The 18,892-nt window shown below is 32.4% G+C and carries 26 protein-coding genes and 7 pseudogenes; 31 read left to right on the top strand and 2 right to left on the bottom strand.

The genetic code is table 11. The features are described 5' to 3' along the window. Window positions 1-27 precede the first annotated feature (27 nt). The 27 genes and pseudogenes from ABOA58_RS22080 (at window position 28) to ABOA58_RS21950 (ending at window position 14,487) form a co-directional block, all read left to right on the top strand. Window positions 28-465 carry an SMI1/KNR4 family protein gene (locus ABOA58_RS22080; RefSeq protein WP_350300027.1) on the top strand — a complete coding sequence of 146 codons (438 nt, stop codon included), beginning with the start codon at window positions 28-30 and terminating at the stop codon, window positions 463-465. A 78-nt stretch (window positions 466-543) separates the two neighbouring features. After that, entirely contained in the window at window positions 544-693 is a 150-nt protein-coding gene (locus tag ABOA58_RS22075) for an HNH endonuclease signature motif containing protein (RefSeq protein ID WP_350300026.1), read from the top strand. A gap of 6 nt (window positions 694-699) precedes the next feature. Next, entirely contained in the window at window positions 700-1,125 is a 426-nt protein-coding gene (locus tag ABOA58_RS22070) for a DUF6985 domain-containing protein (RefSeq protein WP_350300025.1), read from the top strand. After that, a complete protein-coding gene (locus tag ABOA58_RS22065) occupies window positions 1,126-1,212 on the top strand; it encodes an HNH endonuclease (RefSeq protein ID WP_230160465.1) in 87 nt (28 codons plus the stop codon). A gap of 26 nt (window positions 1,213-1,238) precedes the next feature. Then, the gene (locus ABOA58_RS22060; protein ID WP_350300024.1) at window positions 1,239-1,712 is read left to right on the top strand and encodes an SMI1/KNR4 family protein; all 474 of its coding nucleotides are present in this window, start codon (window positions 1,239-1,241) and stop codon (window positions 1,710-1,712) included. Window positions 1,713-1,994: 282 nt separating this feature from the next. After that, window positions 1,995-2,111 (top strand): annotated as a pseudogene (locus tag ABOA58_RS22055) (immunity protein YezG family protein); the annotation flags it as partial. A gap of 72 nt (window positions 2,112-2,183) precedes the next feature. Next, a pseudogene (locus ABOA58_RS22050) lies at window positions 2,184-2,504 on the top strand (hypothetical protein); the annotation flags it as partial. Continuing rightward, the gene (locus ABOA58_RS22045) at window positions 2,495-3,040 is read left to right on the top strand and encodes a SecY-interacting protein Syd (protein ID WP_350300023.1); all 546 of its coding nucleotides are present in this window, start codon (window positions 2,495-2,497) and stop codon (window positions 3,038-3,040) included. The pseudogene ABOA58_RS22050 and the gene ABOA58_RS22045, both read left to right, overlap by 10 nt. Window positions 3,041-3,215: 175 nt before the next feature. Then, entirely contained in the window at window positions 3,216-3,401 is a 186-nt protein-coding gene (locus ABOA58_RS22040; RefSeq protein WP_350302938.1) for a hypothetical protein, read from the top strand. Between the two features lie 64 nt (window positions 3,402-3,465). Continuing rightward, window positions 3,466-3,845 (top strand): annotated as a pseudogene (locus ABOA58_RS22035) (LXG family T7SS effector ribonuclease toxin YxiD); the annotation flags it as partial. Continuing rightward, on the top strand, window positions 3,845-4,285 hold the full coding sequence (locus ABOA58_RS22030) for an SMI1/KNR4 family protein (RefSeq protein WP_350300022.1): 441 nt from the start codon (window positions 3,845-3,847) through the stop codon (window positions 4,283-4,285). The pseudogene ABOA58_RS22035 and the gene ABOA58_RS22030, both read left to right, overlap by 1 nt. Window positions 4,286-5,034: 749 nt before the next feature. After that, window positions 5,035-5,424 (top strand): immunity 22 family protein, encoded by a 390-nt coding sequence (locus tag ABOA58_RS22025; RefSeq protein ID WP_350300021.1) that lies wholly within the window; start codon window positions 5,035-5,037, stop codon window positions 5,422-5,424. Between the two features lie 473 nt (window positions 5,425-5,897). Beyond that, window positions 5,898-6,142, top strand: a pseudogene (locus ABOA58_RS22020) (hypothetical protein). Window positions 6,143-6,274: 132 nt separating this feature from the next. Further along, the gene (locus ABOA58_RS22015) at window positions 6,275-6,826 is read left to right on the top strand and encodes an SUKH-4 family immunity protein (RefSeq protein ID WP_350300020.1); all 552 of its coding nucleotides are present in this window, start codon (window positions 6,275-6,277) and stop codon (window positions 6,824-6,826) included. A 343-nt stretch (window positions 6,827-7,169) separates the two neighbouring features. Continuing rightward, on the top strand, window positions 7,170-8,315 hold the full coding sequence (locus ABOA58_RS22010; RefSeq protein WP_350300019.1) for a suppressor of fused domain protein: 1,146 nt from the start codon (window positions 7,170-7,172) through the stop codon (window positions 8,313-8,315). Between the two features lie 137 nt (window positions 8,316-8,452). Beyond that, complete coding sequence (locus ABOA58_RS22005; protein WP_264895488.1) at window positions 8,453-8,749, top strand: contact-dependent growth inhibition system immunity protein; 297 nt, start codon at window positions 8,453-8,455, stop codon at window positions 8,747-8,749. 65 nt (window positions 8,750-8,814) lie between these two features. Next, window positions 8,815-9,159 carry a tRNA-Val4 gene (locus tag ABOA58_RS22000; protein ID WP_350300018.1) on the top strand — a complete coding sequence of 115 codons (345 nt, stop codon included), beginning with the start codon at window positions 8,815-8,817 and terminating at the stop codon, window positions 9,157-9,159. Window positions 9,160-9,351: 192 nt separating this feature from the next. Continuing rightward, entirely contained in the window at window positions 9,352-9,807 is a 456-nt protein-coding gene (locus ABOA58_RS21995) for an SMI1/KNR4 family protein (protein WP_350300017.1), read from the top strand. A 212-nt stretch (window positions 9,808-10,019) separates the two neighbouring features. Beyond that, window positions 10,020-10,377: pseudogene (locus ABOA58_RS21990) on the top strand (hypothetical protein). A gap of 254 nt (window positions 10,378-10,631) precedes the next feature. After that, complete coding sequence (locus tag ABOA58_RS21985; RefSeq protein ID WP_350302937.1) at window positions 10,632-10,799, top strand: HNH endonuclease; 168 nt, start codon at window positions 10,632-10,634, stop codon at window positions 10,797-10,799. 6 nt (window positions 10,800-10,805) lie between these two features. Further along, on the top strand, window positions 10,806-11,291 hold the full coding sequence (locus ABOA58_RS21980; RefSeq protein WP_350300016.1) for a DUF6985 domain-containing protein: 486 nt from the start codon (window positions 10,806-10,808) through the stop codon (window positions 11,289-11,291). A 91-nt stretch (window positions 11,292-11,382) separates the two neighbouring features. Beyond that, window positions 11,383-11,718, top strand: coding sequence for a tRNA-Val4 (locus tag ABOA58_RS21975; protein ID WP_350300015.1), 336 nt, complete (start codon window positions 11,383-11,385; stop codon window positions 11,716-11,718). Between the two features lie 51 nt (window positions 11,719-11,769). Continuing rightward, a complete protein-coding gene (locus ABOA58_RS21970) occupies window positions 11,770-12,219 on the top strand; it encodes an SMI1/KNR4 family protein (protein WP_350300014.1) in 450 nt (149 codons plus the stop codon). An 82-nt stretch (window positions 12,220-12,301) separates the two neighbouring features. After that, window positions 12,302-12,756, top strand: a pseudogene (locus ABOA58_RS21965) (SMI1/KNR4 family protein). Window positions 12,757-12,851: 95 nt separating this feature from the next. Continuing rightward, window positions 12,852-13,196 (top strand): tRNA-Val4, encoded by a 345-nt coding sequence (locus ABOA58_RS21960; RefSeq protein ID WP_350300013.1) that lies wholly within the window; start codon window positions 12,852-12,854, stop codon window positions 13,194-13,196. A gap of 87 nt (window positions 13,197-13,283) precedes the next feature. Beyond that, window positions 13,284-13,739, top strand: coding sequence for an SMI1/KNR4 family protein (locus ABOA58_RS21955; protein WP_350300012.1), 456 nt, complete (start codon window positions 13,284-13,286; stop codon window positions 13,737-13,739). A gap of 214 nt (window positions 13,740-13,953) precedes the next feature. Continuing rightward, window positions 13,954-14,487, top strand: a complete 534-nt coding sequence (locus tag ABOA58_RS21950; protein WP_350300011.1) for an ankyrin repeat domain-containing protein — start codon at window positions 13,954-13,956, stop codon at window positions 14,485-14,487. A gap of 403 nt (window positions 14,488-14,890) precedes the next feature. Here ABOA58_RS21950 and ABOA58_RS21945 read toward each other — a convergent pair whose 3' ends face one another. Continuing rightward, window positions 14,891-15,139: a hypothetical protein gene (locus ABOA58_RS21945; protein WP_350300010.1), complete on the bottom strand. Its 249-nt coding sequence runs from the start codon at window positions 15,137-15,139 to the stop codon at window positions 14,891-14,893. A 47-nt stretch (window positions 15,140-15,186) separates the two neighbouring features. Here ABOA58_RS21945 and ABOA58_RS21940 point away from each other — a divergent pair, with 47 nt between their 5' ends. Then, a complete protein-coding gene (locus ABOA58_RS21940; protein WP_350300009.1) occupies window positions 15,187-16,506 on the top strand; it encodes a lipase family protein in 1,320 nt (439 codons plus the stop codon). A gap of 2 nt (window positions 16,507-16,508) precedes the next feature. Then, window positions 16,509-16,826 (top strand): hypothetical protein, encoded by a 318-nt coding sequence (locus tag ABOA58_RS21935; RefSeq protein ID WP_350300008.1) that lies wholly within the window; start codon window positions 16,509-16,511, stop codon window positions 16,824-16,826. Between the two features lie 83 nt (window positions 16,827-16,909). Here the strand turns inward: ABOA58_RS21935 and ABOA58_RS21930 are convergent. Beyond that, a pseudogene (locus ABOA58_RS21930) lies at window positions 16,910-17,170 on the bottom strand (hypothetical protein); the annotation flags it as partial. Window positions 17,171-17,786: 616 nt separating this feature from the next. Between ABOA58_RS21930 and ABOA58_RS21925 the strand changes: the two are divergent. Together ABOA58_RS21925 and ABOA58_RS21920 are read left to right on the top strand one after the other, a co-directional pair. After that, the gene (locus ABOA58_RS21925; protein ID WP_350300007.1) at window positions 17,787-18,248 is read left to right on the top strand and encodes a YrhA family protein; all 462 of its coding nucleotides are present in this window, start codon (window positions 17,787-17,789) and stop codon (window positions 18,246-18,248) included. Window positions 18,249-18,463: 215 nt separating this feature from the next. Then, complete coding sequence (locus ABOA58_RS21920) at window positions 18,464-18,892, top strand: SMI1/KNR4 family protein (RefSeq protein ID WP_350300006.1); 429 nt, start codon at window positions 18,464-18,466, stop codon at window positions 18,890-18,892.

Genomic DNA, 18,892 nt, shown 5'->3' with positions numbered 1-18,892 from the left:
GTAATTGCATACAAGGAGGGATATAAATTGGAAAAGGAAAAAATTATAGAGATTATCAATGAATATAATGATTCCATATTTTTGACTGGTGGGGTCAGTGTTGAGCAAATAGGAGATATTGAAAACAAGCTCAATGTAATCCTACCAGACAGTTATAAATGGTTTTTAGAGCAATATGGAGAAGGTATACTACTTGGAATTGAAATTTATGGTGCAGGAGCAAAAGAAACAAATCCTTCTTGTGTCAAATTTACGGAGAAATCACGTGAAGATGACAATCTACCGAAAGATTATGTAATGATAGAAGAATTAGGTGAGTTGGCGTACTGTATCGACACGTCAATATTCCGAAATAATGAGTGTCCAATTGTAAGCTGGGATCCAATCAATGAAGAAGTTGGAGAGGAAAAGTTTGATGACTTTTATAAGTATCTCTATTATCGTTTGGATGAAATGATAGATTAGTATTGAATCAGAACGATACATAATATAAATAGAGCGATTAATCTTAGGATTAATCGCTCTATTTATATTAATTTTATATTGAATAAACGGAGAGAAGATAATAAATATACTTGGCATGAACTTAATGATTTGGAAACTATTCAATTGGTACCAAGTAAAATTAATAGTGTCTTTAAACATTTGGGCGGAGTTGGCGAATATAATATAAAAGTTAAGTTAGGAGAGTAATTAAGAATGATAAAGATTAATGATGAGTTATTTGGAGAATTAGAATATCAAAAATACTTTTGGAGAGGTAAAACAACTATTCAAATGTTTGATATGGACATAGAAATACAATTAAGTGTAGATGGAAATGAAGGTGCTGATTTTTCAAATATACAGAGAGAGGCTTTTCGAAATTTTAAAAATGAAATGAAAAATATTATGGATGAAGTGAAAATCCAAATATATGAGTATTATAGTGAGAATTTTGAAGAATATAGAGAGATGTTAGGAAATAAAACAGAAGCAGATAGTGCGGATCTAGTTAAGGAAACAGTTCATCTGCCTGAAGAGTTTTGGAAGTTGTCAGATAAACACCAATTTAAATGGTTAGATGAACAAATTGGTGGAACTCAAAAGGGAATGACTTGGGATCATACCGAAGTGCCTGGTTAGTTGGAATTAGTTCAATTTGGCATTCATAATATCACACCTCATAATGGTGGAAGAACAAAAGGTATGTGGGCAGATGCTCCAAGATAACATAAAATTGAGGAGGTATAAGTATTATGGAAATTAAAGATGGTTCTGTAATTTATCCAGTACCAGACGATACTTTGTTATCTGAGAAAGAAAGGAAATGGAGAATTAAATTACCTAGTGCATATAAAGAATTTATTAAAAAGAATAATGGAGCTGTTCCGATAAAAGATAGTTTCGTCTGTAATAATCATAGTTATGTTATTGATAGGTTTTTGTGTATACTAAAAGTGACTGGCCAAAGTGATGATGAATTTTATGATATTGGTGTTGTTAGAACCCAGTTAGAAGAGAGAATTGTTTCTGATGAAGATTTAGTAGGGGTAGAATTATTGCCAATAGCAGTTTTATTTGCAGGTGATTGTGTATGTTTAGACTACCGAGGGAATAACGAAGATCCTTCTGTTTGTGTTTGGAATCATGAAGAGTCTGCAGATTTAGAACCCGTGACTTATTTTGCGAGTAATAATTTTGAAGAGTTTCTAAAAATTCTAGCTGAATAAAAATGAGAAGCATTAGATGCGGGATTTGATTCTTGCATCTAATGCTTTTTATTTTAGTTTATTAATAAATTTTTAAAGTGTTTATAGAAAATATTGTGTTAGTAGTTGAGGAGCGGGAAAAGAGTGGTAGAAATGGTAAATTCGGTCAATTTGAAGTAGTTGTAGAGGTTAATAGAGCAAGAAAGTAAATACTTAATGAAATAGAAGGAAAAGGGATAGTTGAGAAAACTATTAGAGATCGCGCAAGGGGTTGATTAAAGTGGAAAAAGAAATGAATAAGAAATGAATAAGTTGTATAAAGAAATAGCTGAAATAGTTAACGAAATGATTCCAGAAGAATGGAGAAAGTTTTGTTTTTATGCTCAAATATCAGAAACAGGTGGAGGAACTTACTTTTTCTAAAATACACTCGGGGATGAATTACAACATAGGGTACGGGTAATACAAACCATCCAGTGAGAGTATTATTTTAATGAATTATATAAATTAAATCCTGAGTATTTTAGTGATGCTAACATCAAAAATCTTAATAATGGATGGGCTGTTGTAAATGATGCAGTCTTTAGGAGACATTTCCCTCAGTATGATATTGTGGGATTAAAAGGAAAACCTTTAGTACATCATCATATTGGTGGTGGCGGACAAGCAATGGCTATTCCACAACCGTTGCATCCAGGGAGTGGAGGAATCCATAATATAGAGAAACAAATAGATATATGGGGGAAAGATCAAGAAAACGCTGAACGTCTTCAAGTATTAAGTAATTTTGTTGGAGGTATAACATGGACATAAAAAAAGCATTAGAACATTATTTTAAAGAACTCATAAATGTATGGGATACAAAATATGGTACATATCCTAAAGTACCGTGGGATGAAGAGATTGACCCTCGATTGTATTTAAGTAATCCAGATGAAGAAGAATATGTATATTGGAAACCTATTGAAAAAATTGATTTCGACAATTTTACAGAAATTGAAAAAAAACTGGGTATGAATATTCACTATGCAATGAAAGAATACTTTAATACGTATTGGTTCTTAAGCTTACAAGGCTTTTACGGCTCAAGATTAGTTAATCTTGAACCTATCGAACCAGGTAAATCTATATTAGAATTTTTTGAAGTAATGAAACAATATGAAGAGAACAATGGGAGAGAACTTAGATATATACAAATAGGATTTGTCTCTCCAGAAGATATGGCTATTATCTTTGACAATAAAACAGGACAGATATTGATAGAGAATTTTGAAACTGAAGAAAACGAATTTCTTGCTAATTCACTTGCTGAATTGATAAATAATTTAAAAGTAGAATTGGAAGTTTAAGAGGTATTACTATTATGTAAACTCTATATGGAAATTTGTTTTACTGATTAAATAGTTTAATTTCATTATAGAAGTACACCGATGTATTACGTGCAATGATAGAATAGAAAAAGAAGTACGAGCTTAGGCGAGATGACATTTTACTGGGTGATGAAAATAAACACATGGAATGGACATAAAACTAACGAACTCGTACAAACTCGTAAGCTTTAACGCTAGTAGTTGTCATACTGTTACTACAAAACTTACAAATTTATGCTGCTTAAAAACAGATGAACTTAAAGCACTTGATTGTCAACTAAAGACAACAAGTGCTTTCTTACATTTTATGATAGAAGTGAGTAGGCACATTATATCTTGACAGTTTATACGAGGAACAATAATTTTTCAGCAAGCAAGAAACTAGTTTTTATTAGTAACTGAAAGGCAGAGAGTTACCTAAAAACCAAATAGAGAAGTTGAAGAAAGCCTTAAGAAATAAAGAATAAAAAAAATGTCACCAAAAGAAACAGCTAAGCATAGGGCAGAATTTGATAAAGTAAAAAATAAAGTAATCAAAGAGTGGAAAGAAAATACTGGGCCAAAGTGGCCTATGTATAATGAAATTGTTATTTCAGAAAAAACAGGTAAAATAATTAGGAAAAAAGGGGATAAGTATGATGCTCATCATATAATTGAAAATACTTTTGGAGGAGAACATGAATGGTGGAGTATGCATCCTGCAAAATTCCCAAATGAGCATCAAGCTGGTATTCATGGAACTGGTTCACCAGCAAATACACCATTTAAAGGAGGTAAAAAATAATGGACTATGAATTTACTAAGGCAAACCAAGAAAATAGTTTTAATCCAGTGACTGAAAACGAAATAAAAGTAGTTGAGAAGGAACTCGATTTAAAATTTCCTAAGGAGTTAGTTAATTTTTATATAGAGGTTGGCTACGGGTTTATTAAAGGTTCAGAGTTTAATATTAATCGTATTATGGATCCTTATTCAGTAAGAGATTTTCGATTAAGAGTTAATGATTTTGAGTTTTATCCCGACATAGAAATCTATGATGAATTTGAGAATAACAAACTAATATTTTTTGAAGGAAGTGAATCAGCTTTAATGTCAATCGAATTGAATGAAAATAATAGAAATCCAATTTACTATTATGATATTCAAATTGCGACTTCTCTTGAAGAATTTTTAAGAAAGATAGAAGAAAATGATAAATATTACTTGGAGTTACTAGCTGATTAAAGAACTATAATAAAACTCATACCTTGATTGGTTTTACGCCTTTCAAGGTTTTTTACTTTTAATTATATTAAATCAGCTGAATTGAGTGATACAAAAAGAAAATGATTTCTTTGAATATTGAGAGCTCATGATGGTAGTAACATCAAGGAGTTTTATTTTTATTCACTTTTACCATTGTTTATCGCCACAAGATTGAACGATCTCGTTAGTTTGTTAGCTATTCCATGTCATTAGTACCCATATAAAATGTCACCTCGCCATTGTGAAGAACAAGGCTTTAAAACTTGATACACATTTTTAGAGATCAAGGAACCAGTGGCGCAAAACTAAATGAAGAATCATTAGAAATTGACAGGGTGGGCTTACAGGAGATGTTGGCTCACCTTTCGTCTGTCCAAAAGATTATGTGGTTCCATATCCTACCGGAAAGAATGAAAAGTGACAGGTATTTGGGATTTTGTCACAGATCCTGAGGAAACGGTTGAAGGTGTAGCAAATTCGATCATGAACCCGATAAAACCTATAAAAATATATCTAAGTCCAATCTCCGACTCATATGAAAGAGATATGGTAAATGGCGACGCCTATTCGCGAGCTCACTAAAAGTGCGCATAATGAAGTATTAGAGATAATAGACACAGCCCTTGACTATGATACATTTGTAAGAAGGTTACAGATGTGGTCTCATTATAGATACAAGGGTGGAGTAGAGGGTTTACCAGGTAATCTAAAAAAATAGGAGTGAAATTATGGAATATAGTGGCGTGGTTTCAGTGTGGTTTGGCGTTTCTAAATCGTTTGAAAATCTTGAAGAGTATGTTGATATAGAGTATACGGAAGATGGGGATTCCATAGACTCAAAATTTGGTACAAACTTTGAATTTGGTTATTATGATGAAGATAACATTGAAATTTGTTTCTATGAAGAACCAAAAAATAATATAGACGACATTTTAAATGATTTTTCTTATAGCGAAGTAATTATTCCGAATATAAAAGAGTTAGTAAATGATGATAATTTAGCATACTGGATTAATTCTGTTATTGTACTGTATGATTTTAAATACCATGAAGCAAAAAGTGGAGATGAAACGGAAAATATAGAAATTAAATTTATTGGTACTGTACCATACAAGTAAAGCTAATTAGTAACTTAGTTTAAATAAGCTATAAATACTTAGATATTGAATTAAGAACGATAACCAGGCGTGATGACATTATAAACCTAAGAAGTAGAACAAAACCACAAACTTATGAAATTAATCAAGATTGTTGTTTTAAGGTGAAATTTGTAAGTGAATAACTTCATATAGCTAACCATTAAGCACTTGGTTGCCTTTTAGGCAACTGGTGTTTTTGTTTGTGAGAAACTGTCGTGGGCAGGTGGAGTACCTTATAATGTGGTTAATGGTACTGGGTAAAAAGAACAGTTAATTTCTATGGCGAAAGTGGAGTCGGAAGTTAGTGGTAGGGTACGGGTAATAAGGAAGAAATCTCTACTGTTCCTAAATGGAGTAAAGATGGCAAATGTAATAAGGTTAGAGGATATAGAGGTAGGGACCTCACAAAGTATGATGAAGAGTATTTAGTTGATCCTAGACTTGTAGTTGAAATGAACTTTAAAGGGAAAGCTAACTCAGGAACTAATGCTGACGGATGGGAGAGAAATGCAAAAAAGTTTTCAATATATTACTTAAAAGTAATCCGGAGTTTTGGAGTGGAAAAAATACGGCTTTGATAAAGAGTGGTCGAGTTCCAAGTATTGATGAACAATTTATAAAACATTTTCTTCAATATAAGGAGTATTTTAAAGATCCAATGAGGTATCACCATATAGGAGAAGGGGTCAAGCTGTAGCTTTACCAAAAAGTTTGCATCCAGGATATGGTGATATTCATAATGTAGAAAAGGATTGGGGAATTACTGGAATAGATAATGAAATTGCAACTAGATTAGAAACTTTTATAAAAAATTCAGGAAGGTGAGAAGATGATACTACCAGAGGAATTTAATGATAAATGGGGTGTTAACAAAGATGGCCCGCTAATTAAATTTAATTACCAAGATTTAATGAGTACAGATTTTTCGGATGAAGTGAAGAGATTTTTGTCAATAGGAGGCTTACCTGAAACTCCTGCACCATATTTAGAATTTACTTCGTCACAATCGTTATTAAGACCTATTACGTATGTATTTAATATGCCAGATGAGTTTCAAAAATATTGGTTTTTGGGATCGACTGGTTCCGGGGATCCGATATGTATAATTGAGAAACAAGAAAATGTAGTGTTTCTTCATAATAGTGATGATTATAAAGAGGTATTTATTAATTCTTCTTTAAATCAATTTGCAGAAAGTTTATTAGTATATTCAAAAATGATTGATAAGGCAATAGAGGTGAATGGTGAGGATGCCTTTATTGATAATGATATACCAGAATCTGTGATTAATTGGCTAAAAGAAGAATTTGAAAGAATTGATGCTAAGTGTATGGAAAAGGATTGTTTTTGGTTTACTAAGATTGAGAATTTATATGAATAACTAATAGATAACCAGAAGCAATTTAAAAAGGAATTACGAAAAACAAATACTCGTGATTGCCGTACCATCAAGGATTTGTATAACAATATTTTTTTAGTGAAAATAAGCCCGATAATAAATTCTACGGACCTCGATTGATAAAGACAGCCGAGGTTTTTTTATAACTTATATAGAGTTGTAAAGTTGCCCGAAGTAACGACACAGTTTACATGGGATTGAAGCACTTAGGAATGTTGTTGATAATATTAAAAAAGTAAGAGATGCTGATGGAGCCAGAGATAATATGGTGGAAATGCTTAATAAACTTGGTGATATTGCAAAAAAAGGAGGAAAAAGTTAGGGGATGGATAATAAACAAGTTGCAAAAGAAATTCGTTCGGCTATAAAAAAAGGCAATATTGAAAAAGTAGTTGCATTAATCGGCTCTAATGCTGAACTTTTAAATATGATGACTCCTTTTGGTACGTGGCTTCATGTCGCAGCTTCTAGAGGGGAATTAAATATAGTAAAAAAACTAATAGAACTTGGTTCAAATATTAATGTGCTAGGTGGAGTATACGGTGGTGGAGCTTTGAACGAAGCTGCTTCTGCAGGGCATATTGATATAGTAAGATATTTATTATCTTGTGAAGCTGATATGGACGTAAGCGAACCAGAAAGAAATCCATTGTTAGGAACCATTAGTAATGGGCATGTTGATATTGCAAAACTATTAATTGAAAGTGGTATAGATACGGGTGTTAAATATAGTGGTGCATCTAAGAAAGATATGGACGCATTAACTTTTGCAAGGGAACAAGGGCAAGAGGAAATCGTTAAGTTGTTAGAAAAACAAAAAGGGTGGTCTACTGTAACTGAAACAAACGATAATGATCAAGACCATCATCATGTGATTTTAGAGCATGTGGCTAAATACTTTGGCCCTATCAAAAAGACTATAAGTGAAACTGTTCCTGGTAGTAGAGTGTCGGTCAATATTCACATAATTCCTCCATCAATAAATAAAGATTTCACAACTCTCGTAACTACAGGGATGAGTGATGAACCTATGGACTATTCAGACAAAGAAAGTGTTTTTAAATATGCAGAGTTATTACTAAAATTGCCTTCAAGTTGGATAGTTGAAAATGAAGATATGAAAGATCAAAACCATTATTGGCCCCTTGGGTGGCTAAGGAAAGTGGCTCATATTCCACATATTTATGATGGATGGCTGAAAGAAGGGGTTATTCTTCCGAATGGAGAATCCCCACAGCCATTTGCATCAAATACAAAGTTATCTTGCATAATGGTATGTCGTCCCCAAGAATCCGAGATGGATAACGTTCCTACTAAACAGGGGAACATACACATTTATACACTCGTTCCTATTTATGAAGAAGAAAGAAATCTTGCATTGGAAAAAGGTCATGAGTATCTACTTAAAAGAATGAGTGAGAAACGGATCTCAGATGTATTGGACATACATCGGGTAAATGTCGGTATATAGTAACAGTTGTAAGACAGTGAAATGGACAGGGATTTTTTCTTGATGAGTTACATGACTAAGAATATAAGGAAAAAAGCATGTAGAGTTGAGGCTTTTGTGTTTTAACAGGTTTTCCCACAAAATAAAGGAGAATACATATGAAAAATAAAAGTTTCGATGAATTAGAAAATTTTTTGACTGCTCACTTTCATCAAGATATGGTATCACCAGATGAAGAATTAAAAGAATTTGTTAACTCAATATCAGAAAAAAGAATTTTATTAATTGCCAATGAAGTTAAGTTTTTTTTGGCTGAAAATATTTCAAATGAGGAGAAAGAAAATTTCATAGAAGAGTGCTGTGAACTTTATTTCCCTTCATTAGGAGTAACCCCGATACAGTGGCTAGAAAATATAGCTCGAGAACTGGAAAAAGCCATTCAAAAGGAGAATTAACAGGTTCACAAAAACATGTTTGGCAGTGAGTCTACTAGCTATCCAATTTATAAAAGAGGTTGAGTATGAAATATCCATACGAGTTTTTTAGAGATCATTTAGAAATGCTGAGAATAAAATTACCAGGTGAGATAGAATTATTCGCTGATTTTATTGAAGACATTTCTACTGAGCAAAAAGCAAATGAGTATATTACGATAGTTGAAAGTGTTTTAAATGGTTTATATCAGGATTTTGAGATTCAACTCAATGCCACAAGTGTGTTGATAAAAAAAGATATGACAATTCTTGAACACCTTTTTACATATGAAGAGCCTTATGAAAATGAAATGGAGACAGAACAATTTAAAGAACTCATGTTAATATGGAAAAATAAAATCCCAGAAAGATTCAAGAAAAATGAGAATTGAATTTATGCTTCTAATTTGATTATTTGTTGAGAAAAAGTTAACCACCAGACCTTAAATAAGCATTATGTGTTTAAGTGAAAACGGATGAAAATCGAAGATATCTTCCGTACACAAGTTCACCGATGGGAACAAGAATAAAAAAAATTAATAAATCCGTGCAATACGAAATCCAAGTTTAGTAGGTGATTTTTGATGAAATATTCAGCTTTACAGGAATTCATTAAGCAGTATGGCAAAGATGATGATTTTACAGGTGGAGTAAGTGAAGACAAAGTTAAAGAAACAGAAAATAAATTACAAGTCCCACTTCCGGAGAGCTACAAATGGTTCTTAAAAAACTATGGTTCAGGAGGAAGTTTTGGTATTGATATAATTGGTTATGACTTAGTAGGTGCATCAGTAGCAGCTGCTACCAAAGATCATCAAAAGTATTATGGTTTAATCGATGGACTTGTGGTTATAGAAGATATTGATGAATTTGCTTATTGTCTCGATACTAATAAAATGAAAAATGGAGAATGCCCAGTTATTACGTGGGATAATCAAGAAGGCTATGGTCGAAAGCTTGCTGATAATTTTTCAGACTATTTTATTGAACGCCTTGAATTGGCAAAAGAAGATTGGGACGAAGATGAAGAAGATTGGTGAGTTATAAAAGAAGAAGTGGATAGAGCCTTTCTAAAATCAAAGGAACTATCCATTTTTTGTTTATTTAGATTTATATGTTTCTATATCCTACCAAAAAAAGAACATCATATAGGTAAAGACTTTGTGACGGGAGTTTGGGATATTGTCACAGATTCTGGAGAAACGATTGAAGGTATGGCAAATTAGAATTTTAATGGAAAGGAGAATAATAGATGAGTAAAATGGCAATTAAAATAAGCACTAATGGTCCATTTAATAAATGTTTAGTACCGTTAAGAAAGTACACTGGTTTAGGAATTACAGACATAAAAAATAAAATTGCAAACAAAGAATTTTTTGCCGAAACGGACGCGAATGATATTGATGATATGGAGAATTTAAAAGGATTGGTTGATAATTTGTTGAAGTTAGGTACAAAAGTAAAAATATTTGATAGTGATGAATATGGAGAAGGGATTTTCGATTATCAAGAAATTTCTTATGACGAATTTATTAATAATATTGACCGATTAAAAGAAATTGTGGAAGAATTACAGGATTTAAAATGATGCTTTGTCTGACGAAGTTTAATTTAAAAAGATTAGCTATAGATTGGTCTTAATAATTATTATTCATATGTTAAGAGCTTGTGTTAGTAATGCAACATAAGCGAGTGAACGCACATAAGACAAATGCATCTTTACTTTAAAACAATCAATTCTTTCTTTCCACTTCAAAAATAAATCATTATTACCATCAATGAATAATGATTTTATGCTTTGTATAAAAGTAGAAATGTATTTGAATAAAAATGGATCAATAGCACCGGCATATCCATTATATAAATATATACAGCAGACGATATAGGTGGTCGGAGAGAAGATAATAAAGATACTTGGCATGAACTTAATGATTTGGAATCTATTCAAATGGTACCAAGTAAAATTAATAGTGTCTTTAAACATCTGGGGGGATTTGGCGAATATAACATAAAAGTTAAGTTAGGAGATTAATTAAGAATGATAAAGATTAATGATGAGTTATTTGGAGAATTAGAATATCAAAAAAACTATTGGAGAGGTAAAATAACTATTCAAATGTTTGATATGGACATAGAAATAGTATTAAGTGTAGATGGACATGAAGATGCTGATTTTTCAAATATACAGAGAGAGACCTTTCGTAATTTTAATAATGAAATGAAAAATATAATGGATGAAGTGGAAATGCAAATATATGAGTATTATAGTGAGAATTTTGAAGAATATAGAGTGATGTTAGGAAATAAATCAGAAGCAGATAAAATTGCTCCAAAAATCGATTCTATACTAGCTTTAAAAAGATTAGTGAAGCCTACAGAGTTAATTGTAAGAAGAGCAAGGAAGAATAGAAAAAGAAGCCTAGGTTTACTATGTGATGTCACTTGGGATATTGAAGATAGATTAGGAGTTAAAATTGAAGATGAAGTTGTAGAAGAGGTAGGTTATCAAGATATCGTTCTATAATAATGTTATTTGTACTGAAAGAGTCAAAAAAACCTTGATAGGCTACCTACCTTTCAGAACGGCAAATCCATTTAAAAGGGGATCAAAGCGTATGAAATATTCATATGAGTTTAAGAAAGATCCATTTGGCGATTTAGGATTAATTTTGCCGGAAGAAATTTGTCTTTTCACAGATTTCATTGAAAATATTGCAACAGTAGAACAAGTCGATGAATATATAGAATATATCGAAAAGGTTTTAAACGGGACATATGAGGACTTTGAAATCGAATTAAATGCTACAAGTGTACTCATAAAAAAAGATGTAACAATTGTTGAAAACCTTTTTAGAATTGAAGAACCTCATGAAAATACGATAGAAACAAAGCAATTTATGGAATTACTAGTAGTATGGCGAGATAAAATTCCAGAAATATTTCAAGGGTGAATTTGGGGAATAAACCATTAATGGAAAATAGATAAGAGGAGGATTTAAAAAATGGCAAGAATTGAAAACTCGCATAATAAGCTTTCTCTAGAAGTGATAGAGCAATTTGAAATAGAAAATAATGTGAAATTAACGGAAAAGTATAAGGGATTCTTACTTAAATGGAATGGGGGAACTCCTGAGCGAAGTATTTTTGATATATCTGAAGAGCAGGGAAAAAGTGTTTTGAATGTATTTAATGGGATAGGTGACATGTATGATAACTTGGAAAAGGTCATAGACATATATGAGTATAGACTTCCAGATGGATTTATTCCAATAGCTGATGATCCTGCGGGTAATACGATATGCTTAGGCACTAAAGCTCCTTATATGGATAATATTTATTTTTGGGATCATGAGCAAGAACCTGAAAATCCTGATGATATGAGCAATATGTATTTTCTAGCAAATGATATTAATGAATTTTTAGAAAAATTATCTGAAGACGTTGAAGAATAATTCATGTTATTAATCAAGGACTTCAAAGTATTGGAAGTGGAGAGGAAAGCAATACGGAACTCAAGACTAGAAGGTGAATTAGTTGAAGTATTCTGAGTTACAAGAATTTATTAAGGAAAATCGTCAAGATGCTTATTTTACAGGTGGAGTAAGTGATGAAAAAGTTCAAGAAACAGAAATTAAACTACAAGTCCCGCTTCCGGATAGCTATAAATGGTTTTTAAGGAACTATGGTTATGGTGGTATTTTTGGTGTAGAAATAATCGGATATGGATTAGCTGGTCCAGCAGTAGTAGATGCCACTAAAGATTATCAAAAGCATTATAAATTAATTGACGGGATAGGGTTATAGAAAATGTTGATGAATTTGCTTACTGTCTCGATACTAATAAAATGAAAAATGGAGAATGCCCAGTGATTCTTTGGGATAACCAAGAAGGATATGGTTTTACCGCAGCTGACAATTTTCTAGACTATTTGATTGAAAGTCTTGAAGAGGCAAAAGAAAACTGGGATGAAGACGAAGAGGATTGGTGAAAGCTGGATTTATATGAATTGATAATGCTATAAGGATTTTTTGGAACGGCTGATAGCTCTTTTGAAATTCAAAGGGACTACGATGGAGGTTGAGTATGAAATATTCATACGATTTTTTTAGAGACCATGTTGGGACATTGAGAATAAAATTATCGGATGAAATAAAATTATTCGCTGATTTTATTGAAGACATCCCTACAGAGGAAGAAGCAGATGAGTATATTACGATAGTTGAAAATGTCTTAAATGGTTTCCATGAAAAATTTGAAATTCAACTTAATGCAACAAGTGTGCTAATAAAAAAAGAAATGACAGTGCTTGAACACTTTTATACATATGAAGAGCCTTATGAAAATGAAATGGAGACTGAAGAATTTAAAGAACTCATGATAATATGGAAAAATAAAATCCCAGAAAGATTCAAGAAAAATGAGAATTGAGTTTATGCTTCTAATTTGATTATTCCCTTAGTGTATTCTACATACTTGTCCGTGCGTTAAGTAACTAAGGATTTGAAGGTGATTTTGGTGAAATATTCAGATTTACAGGAATTTATTAAGCAGTATGGCGAAGATGATGATTTTACAGGTGGAATAAGTGAAGACAATGTAAAAGAAACTGAACAAAAACTACAGGTCTCATTACCGGAAAGTTACAAGTGGTTTCTAAGAAATTATGGTTACGGTGGACTTTTTGGAGTGAGAATAATTGGATATGGTTTTACGGGTCCAGCAGTAGTAGATGCTACCAAAGGTCATCAAAAGTATTATGATTTAATAGATGGACTTGTGGTTATAGAAGATATTGATGAATTTGCCTATTGCCTCGATACTAATAAAATGAAAAATGGAGAATGTCCAGTTATTACGTGGGATAATCAGGAGGGTTATGGTGTTAAACTAGCCGATAGTTTTTTAGACTATTTCATTGAACGCCTTGAAATGGCAAAAGAAGATTGGGATGAAGATGAAGAAGATTGGTAATAAAGTAAGAAATGTTTTTATATAAGAAGAAGTGGATAGAGCCTTTCGAAAATCAAAGGGACTATCCATTTTTGGTTTATTTAGATTTATTTGGGCACCCAACATAGTATTGATGCTTTGGGGAATGTAGTGGATCGATTAAGGGCTGTTGAAGCTCTCGAAGAATTAGGTGAATTAGCTAGGAGAAGATAATCGAAAGTAAGGAGGATATGTTTTGGATAAAAAAAGTGTATACAAAGCAATAAGGAATGCAATTAAACTTGGTGATATTAATGAAGTAAAACATTTAATAGGTGATAATCCAGAATCTTTACATTCAATGACACCATTTGGTACGTGGTTACATGTTGCAGCAAAGAAAGGATATTTTGAAATAGTAAAATATCTGATTCATAAAGGAATTGATGTCAATACAAAAGGTGATATATTTGATGCTTCTCCTATAAGAGTGGCTGCAGGAGCGGGGCATTTGAAGATAGTAAAGTATTTAATAGAGGCAGGCGCAGAATTAGATGTGACCTTAGCAAAAAGAAATCCATTATTTGGAGCGATTTATGGTGGACATAAAGAAGTAGTTGAGTTTCTAGTTGAAAAAGGAATAGATATTTCAATTAGATATGCGGGAGAGAGTATTAAGAATATGGATGCATATGAATATGCTAGAGAATTTGGGCAAACAGAAATTGCTGAATATTTAAAGGAGAAAATGTTGAAAAATAATAGGCTGTTAAAAAGTAAAGACTCATGATGGTATAGAGTATTATGTGCAATGATAGAATAGAAAAAGAATTACGAGTTTAGGCGAGATTACATTTTAGAATGGACATTAATTTAACCAACTCGTACAAACTCTTAAGTTTAACCGTATTACTTGTGATCAAGGGATCTTTCTTATCATTTTTCACTGAGTATTATCACGGTTTTCTTTTTTGGAAGCTAAACGATCATAGGACACCACATTTGAACTTACATTCAAGGGTGACGAAATCCTGCGATTAAGCGAGTATTTGTGAGAAAATCGAATTAAACTGAGGGAGTTGAAGGAGAACAGACAAAGAGATAAAAAAATTGATCTTAATTATGCTGCTTTTTATTTGCAAATAAAGTTACAGGAATTAAGTGAATAATTAAAGGAACCCTAAGGCTCCTTTTTATTTTGGTTCTTTATCATCTCCGAAGCTAAGGACTTCATAGTCGTCAGCCGTTTCAACTGTCGCATGGTACAACACATCCTTATTCCCTTTATCATGACCATATACAAAAACGATTGTTGCATTCGTTTCTGTAGAAAATTCTGCTTTTGTAACCTCTAAATCAATAGGTTCCTCTAAGTTTTTATAAAATTCAATTGCTGCTTCTTTTGATTTTTCGATTTTTTCTTCTTTTTCAGCCTTATTCATACCACAACCTCCGAGTACCAATAATGTAGTTAACAGAAGAAAGAGTATTGGATATCTTCTTAACAAATAGTTGCACTTCCTTCCAAGTTAATGGAAAATTACAATATAACGATATTATAGCATTTAAAGTAAGGGGATGGGAGTCTTTGAGTGTAAGTGATAAGTCCTATTATGCTTTAACGAAGGAAGCATATCTAAAAGAAACTCAAAATGTGAAAATAATAATAGACGGGAAAATAGAAGCTTGGGAACAGATTAAAATTGATAAATCCCTTACCAATATAAAAAAGTCTGGTTTTGATGCCAAGGTATATGTGAACCATAAGACAAAAAATATCGTCATAGCCTATAGAGGGACTCAAGGAGATGATCTCACCGGGGAAGGTCTACCAGATGTAGTAACAGATATAGATGATGTAGTCATGAAAGGGTATAAGAAAAATCAGGACAAATTGAAGAGAGTAGAAGAAGTTAAGAAAAGTAATCCGGATCTATATGCATCAACTTCACATACATTTGATATTGAAATGATCAGGTTGAAAGACAAAATAAAAAACAGTCAATTTTATCAAGCAGAGGTTCTTTTAAAGGAAGTTAAAAAATATCAAAAACAAAATTTAAAAAATTATGAAATTTCAACAACAGGTCACTCTCTCGGAGGCGCTTTATCGGAGTATGTCTCAGCTAGCCATAATATAAAGAGTGTATCGTATAGTGCACCTAGTATAGTCAAATTGCTTCCTGATGATATACAGGATGATGTAAAAAAAGGCAAGTTCAATAAAAGTATCATTGCTTATGTTCATCCTAGTGATTCGATAGGTGCAGGGGCATTTGTTTCAGATAATCATGTTGGAAAGACATACTATATTGACGAGCCATTCGAGTCAGCCAATATCGATAAAAGGAACCCACTTCAACGATTCATTGATTCTGTTGGTGCTCCTGGATATCATTATTTACCAAAGTATAAGTTTGATGTGAACGGGAATATATTTAACCTTTTGATTGATCGCGATACGAAAAAAATTGTTTTTCAATCTCCTAATTATCATGATGGGGTGGAGATAGAACTAACTCCTGAGGTAATCCGAAAAATTGGAGTAAAGATCAAGCATTTAGCTATTGAATGTACGGAAGATGTAGATAGCACCATCGCAGCTGTAGGGAATATTGCAGATAATGCTAAATCGAATACACATACAGCCACAGCAAAGAAACTAGCTAACCAACTTTGTGAGGATCTATACGACCATAAAAAGTGGATACTCGAAACTTTTACCGAAGTTGGAGAATTTATTGTAAAGAAAGCGGATGATTTTAAAAAGGCAGATGAAGACATTGCCGCTACTTTGAAAGGAAAATAAGAATGTTTGATAATTCGATTGAAGATAAAGTGACGGTTATGACCACAATTGATAGTATGGAATCAGCCATTCCTAAGATAACAATTTGTAAGAAGAAATTAACTAGTGCATTGCATGAACTTGTTGCAGAATATAATAATTTGGAAGGTTGGAAAGGGATGTCAGGGGATAAAGCTTCAGAGCAATTAACAAATACCATAACACAAATGGTGAACCGGTTGGATGCAGTGGTGGCATCCAAATCTAATTTAGTAACTGAGAAGGAAGATTTAAAAGATACCTTAAAAGTCATGATCAGTTTAATGACTCCAAAGCTCTAAGAAGATTACATAACAGTTATTTATGAAGTCTCTGGTAATGATTGTTGTTGTTTCTTATTGAACTCCCTCAATTTTCTTCTATATCATGGAGCAATCATTAGCTGCGCAATAGTCGCCACCTCATTATTGCAGCAAAAAAACAGCGCGCGCCAAAATCCGGATCGAAGTAGATAACTCATATTATAGGAAAACTGCTTAAGGGAAAAGCCATCGGGAGACAGGTGGCTTTTTTGTATAGTTGGTGGGGATAAGTGAAAATTCACATGAGAGAATGGAAGAATTTCTAGAGGACATAAGTAGCCAAGAGTTCCATGAATTCTTAGCTTATTAAACCAGTTCTCATAGTCTCCAAATTCGAGAGTTAGCTGGGATAAGTTCGCAAATACTTTTTGATTGACGAAAAACTATGGTGCTAGTAGATGAAGACACCACAGAGAGTTTAGACACATTGGTGGTCAATCAAAAATTGATGGGAGAACTAAGTAAGGATATAGGAGTGAGAGTATGGCAAAAATGATTAGTTTTAATATCCAAAGATCTCTTTACAAGATATAAAACAATTTGAACAAGAGTATGATGTTACGCTACCTATATAAAAAATTATCCCTTAAAAAGGTTGTTTAACAATCTTTATAGTTCTAATTTATCATATCACCCTAGCTTACATTTTCCTTATTTTCCAATTTATTGAATTATTTAGAACCACTCCATTCAATGTAAGCATATAACTTAACAAGATCCAGGAGGAAATGAGATTCTATTAGGGGTTAGTGGGTTCATGATATAGAACCAGAAGACGAAATGGGCAAAATGTATATCCTTGCAGATAGTTTTGCTGAGTTCTTTAATAGCCTTTATGAATCTGAATAATGATACTCATAGAAAGTTACATTTATCCTTTTTAAGCAATCCTAATAATATAAGGTATGACAAATACAAACGATATCAGGAGGAGTACATATGCCTCAGTGGAAAGACTTATTGATAGAAGTAGAAAAAATTGAAGGGAAATATGATGGTGTACTTAGGAATCCAGTATCGAATTCAGAAATTATAAAAATGAAACAAACTATTCAGCAGAAACTAGGAAACATTATTATTCCTGAGTCGTATATTGAATTTCTTAAGAATGTAAATGGATTAGACTTTAATGGATTTGTAATCTATGGTGTTGATGAAACGCTACTTGATAACGAAGTAGATGAAGAGGTTCAGGGGTTTATTGAAACAAACGAGCTTTGGTATGAAAATGATTGGCAAAAGCAATACTTATTTTTGGGGGATTCTGATACTGCATGGTTTTGTTATGACCTAAATGAGAGAGTATATGTAGAACTTGATAAACCCTCTGGAACTTTAATTCATTTATTTGATAGTTTCGATTCTATGTTGAGTGATGCACTTAAAGCAAGCCTTCTGTAATTCTATACGCCGAAAGTATTATAATGAAGGATCATATAATGCTGGGATTGGGTGACAAGAACAAAGAAAAGCACTTGATTGTCTAATATAGGCAACAAATGCTTTTTTGCTAATAAACCAAAACACCATTCACAACAAAAAGCATTGGGCTATCAACTAGGTATCATACATCAGTGGATAACAAGGGGACGAGAAGCTTTAGGAGGGAATTAAAAATGAGTATTTTGCCTGAGAAAATAGATCAAGTTCTAGGAGAGGACATTTATAAACGTGAAGATAAAAGTAAAGTAAATGAGACATTAAATAGTTTAGAAGTAGATGTATCAGATACATTCCGTGGATTTTACCATTATTATGCTGGACCTTTTTGGGAAGAATTTGTACCTTTTGAATTACTTGATATCGTAGATGAAGAGAATAATATTGAATCATATACATTTATTTGCCGAAAAGAGCATGGCTTTCCGAAAAAGTATTTGATTTTAAGTGAAATGTCAGCAAATGCTGTATTAGTGCTTGATACGGTAACAGATAAAGTCTATACAGTGAATTTTGAGGGCGGAGATGAGCTACTTTTAAAAGGAGAATTAAAAGAAACGTGGCCCACATTTTATGAATTTTTGAAAGAGTATTTTAACTGCTAG

The sequence above is a fragment of the Peribacillus frigoritolerans genome, from assembly GCF_040250305.1.
Lineage (GTDB): Bacteria > Bacillota > Bacilli > Bacillales > DSM-1321 > Peribacillus.
The sequence above is the reverse complement of the archived record's forward strand: the minus strand, read 5'-3'. Positions and strand labels throughout refer to the sequence as shown.

Excerpts from the sequence above, each read along its gene's own strand:
- ABOA58_RS21935 (WP_350300008.1), top strand. The coding sequence starts at position 16,509 with ATGTTTGATAATTCGATTGAAGATAAAGTGACGGTTATGACCACAATT.
- ABOA58_RS21920 (WP_350300006.1), top strand. The coding sequence starts at position 18,464 with ATGAGTATTTTGCCTGAGAAAATAGATCAAGTTCTAGGAGAGGACATT.
- ABOA58_RS21925 (WP_350300007.1), top strand. The coding sequence starts at position 17,787 with ATGCCTCAGTGGAAAGACTTATTGATAGAAGTAGAAAAAATTGAAGGG.
- ABOA58_RS22005 (WP_264895488.1), top strand. The coding sequence starts at position 8,453 with ATGAAAAATAAAAGTTTCGATGAATTAGAAAATTTTTTGACTGCTCAC.
- ABOA58_RS22025 (WP_350300021.1), top strand. The coding sequence starts at position 5,035 with ATGGAATATAGTGGCGTGGTTTCAGTGTGGTTTGGCGTTTCTAAATCG.
- ABOA58_RS21945 (WP_350300010.1), bottom strand. The coding sequence starts at position 15,139 with ATGAATAAGGCTGAAAAAGAAGAAAAAATCGAAAAATCAAAAGAAGCA.
- ABOA58_RS22010 (WP_350300019.1), top strand. The coding sequence starts at position 7,170 with ATGGATAATAAACAAGTTGCAAAAGAAATTCGTTCGGCTATAAAAAAA.
- ABOA58_RS22000 (WP_350300018.1), top strand. The coding sequence starts at position 8,815 with ATGAAATATCCATACGAGTTTTTTAGAGATCATTTAGAAATGCTGAGA.
- ABOA58_RS22045 (WP_350300023.1), top strand. The coding sequence starts at position 2,495 with ATGGACATAAAAAAAGCATTAGAACATTATTTTAAAGAACTCATAAAT.
- ABOA58_RS22070 (WP_350300025.1), top strand. The coding sequence starts at position 700 with ATGATAAAGATTAATGATGAGTTATTTGGAGAATTAGAATATCAAAAA.
- ABOA58_RS22060 (WP_350300024.1), top strand. The coding sequence starts at position 1,239 with ATGGAAATTAAAGATGGTTCTGTAATTTATCCAGTACCAGACGATACT.
- ABOA58_RS22015 (WP_350300020.1), top strand. The coding sequence starts at position 6,275 with ATGATACTACCAGAGGAATTTAATGATAAATGGGGTGTTAACAAAGAT.
- ABOA58_RS21970 (WP_350300014.1), top strand. The coding sequence starts at position 11,770 with ATGGCAAGAATTGAAAACTCGCATAATAAGCTTTCTCTAGAAGTGATA.
- ABOA58_RS21980 (WP_350300016.1), top strand. The coding sequence starts at position 10,806 with ATGATAAAGATTAATGATGAGTTATTTGGAGAATTAGAATATCAAAAA.
- ABOA58_RS22030 (WP_350300022.1), top strand. The coding sequence starts at position 3,845 with ATGGACTATGAATTTACTAAGGCAAACCAAGAAAATAGTTTTAATCCA.
- ABOA58_RS21975 (WP_350300015.1), top strand. The coding sequence starts at position 11,383 with ATGAAATATTCATATGAGTTTAAGAAAGATCCATTTGGCGATTTAGGA.
- ABOA58_RS21960 (WP_350300013.1), top strand. The coding sequence starts at position 12,852 with ATGAAATATTCATACGATTTTTTTAGAGACCATGTTGGGACATTGAGA.
- ABOA58_RS21995 (WP_350300017.1), top strand. The coding sequence starts at position 9,352 with ATGAAATATTCAGCTTTACAGGAATTCATTAAGCAGTATGGCAAAGAT.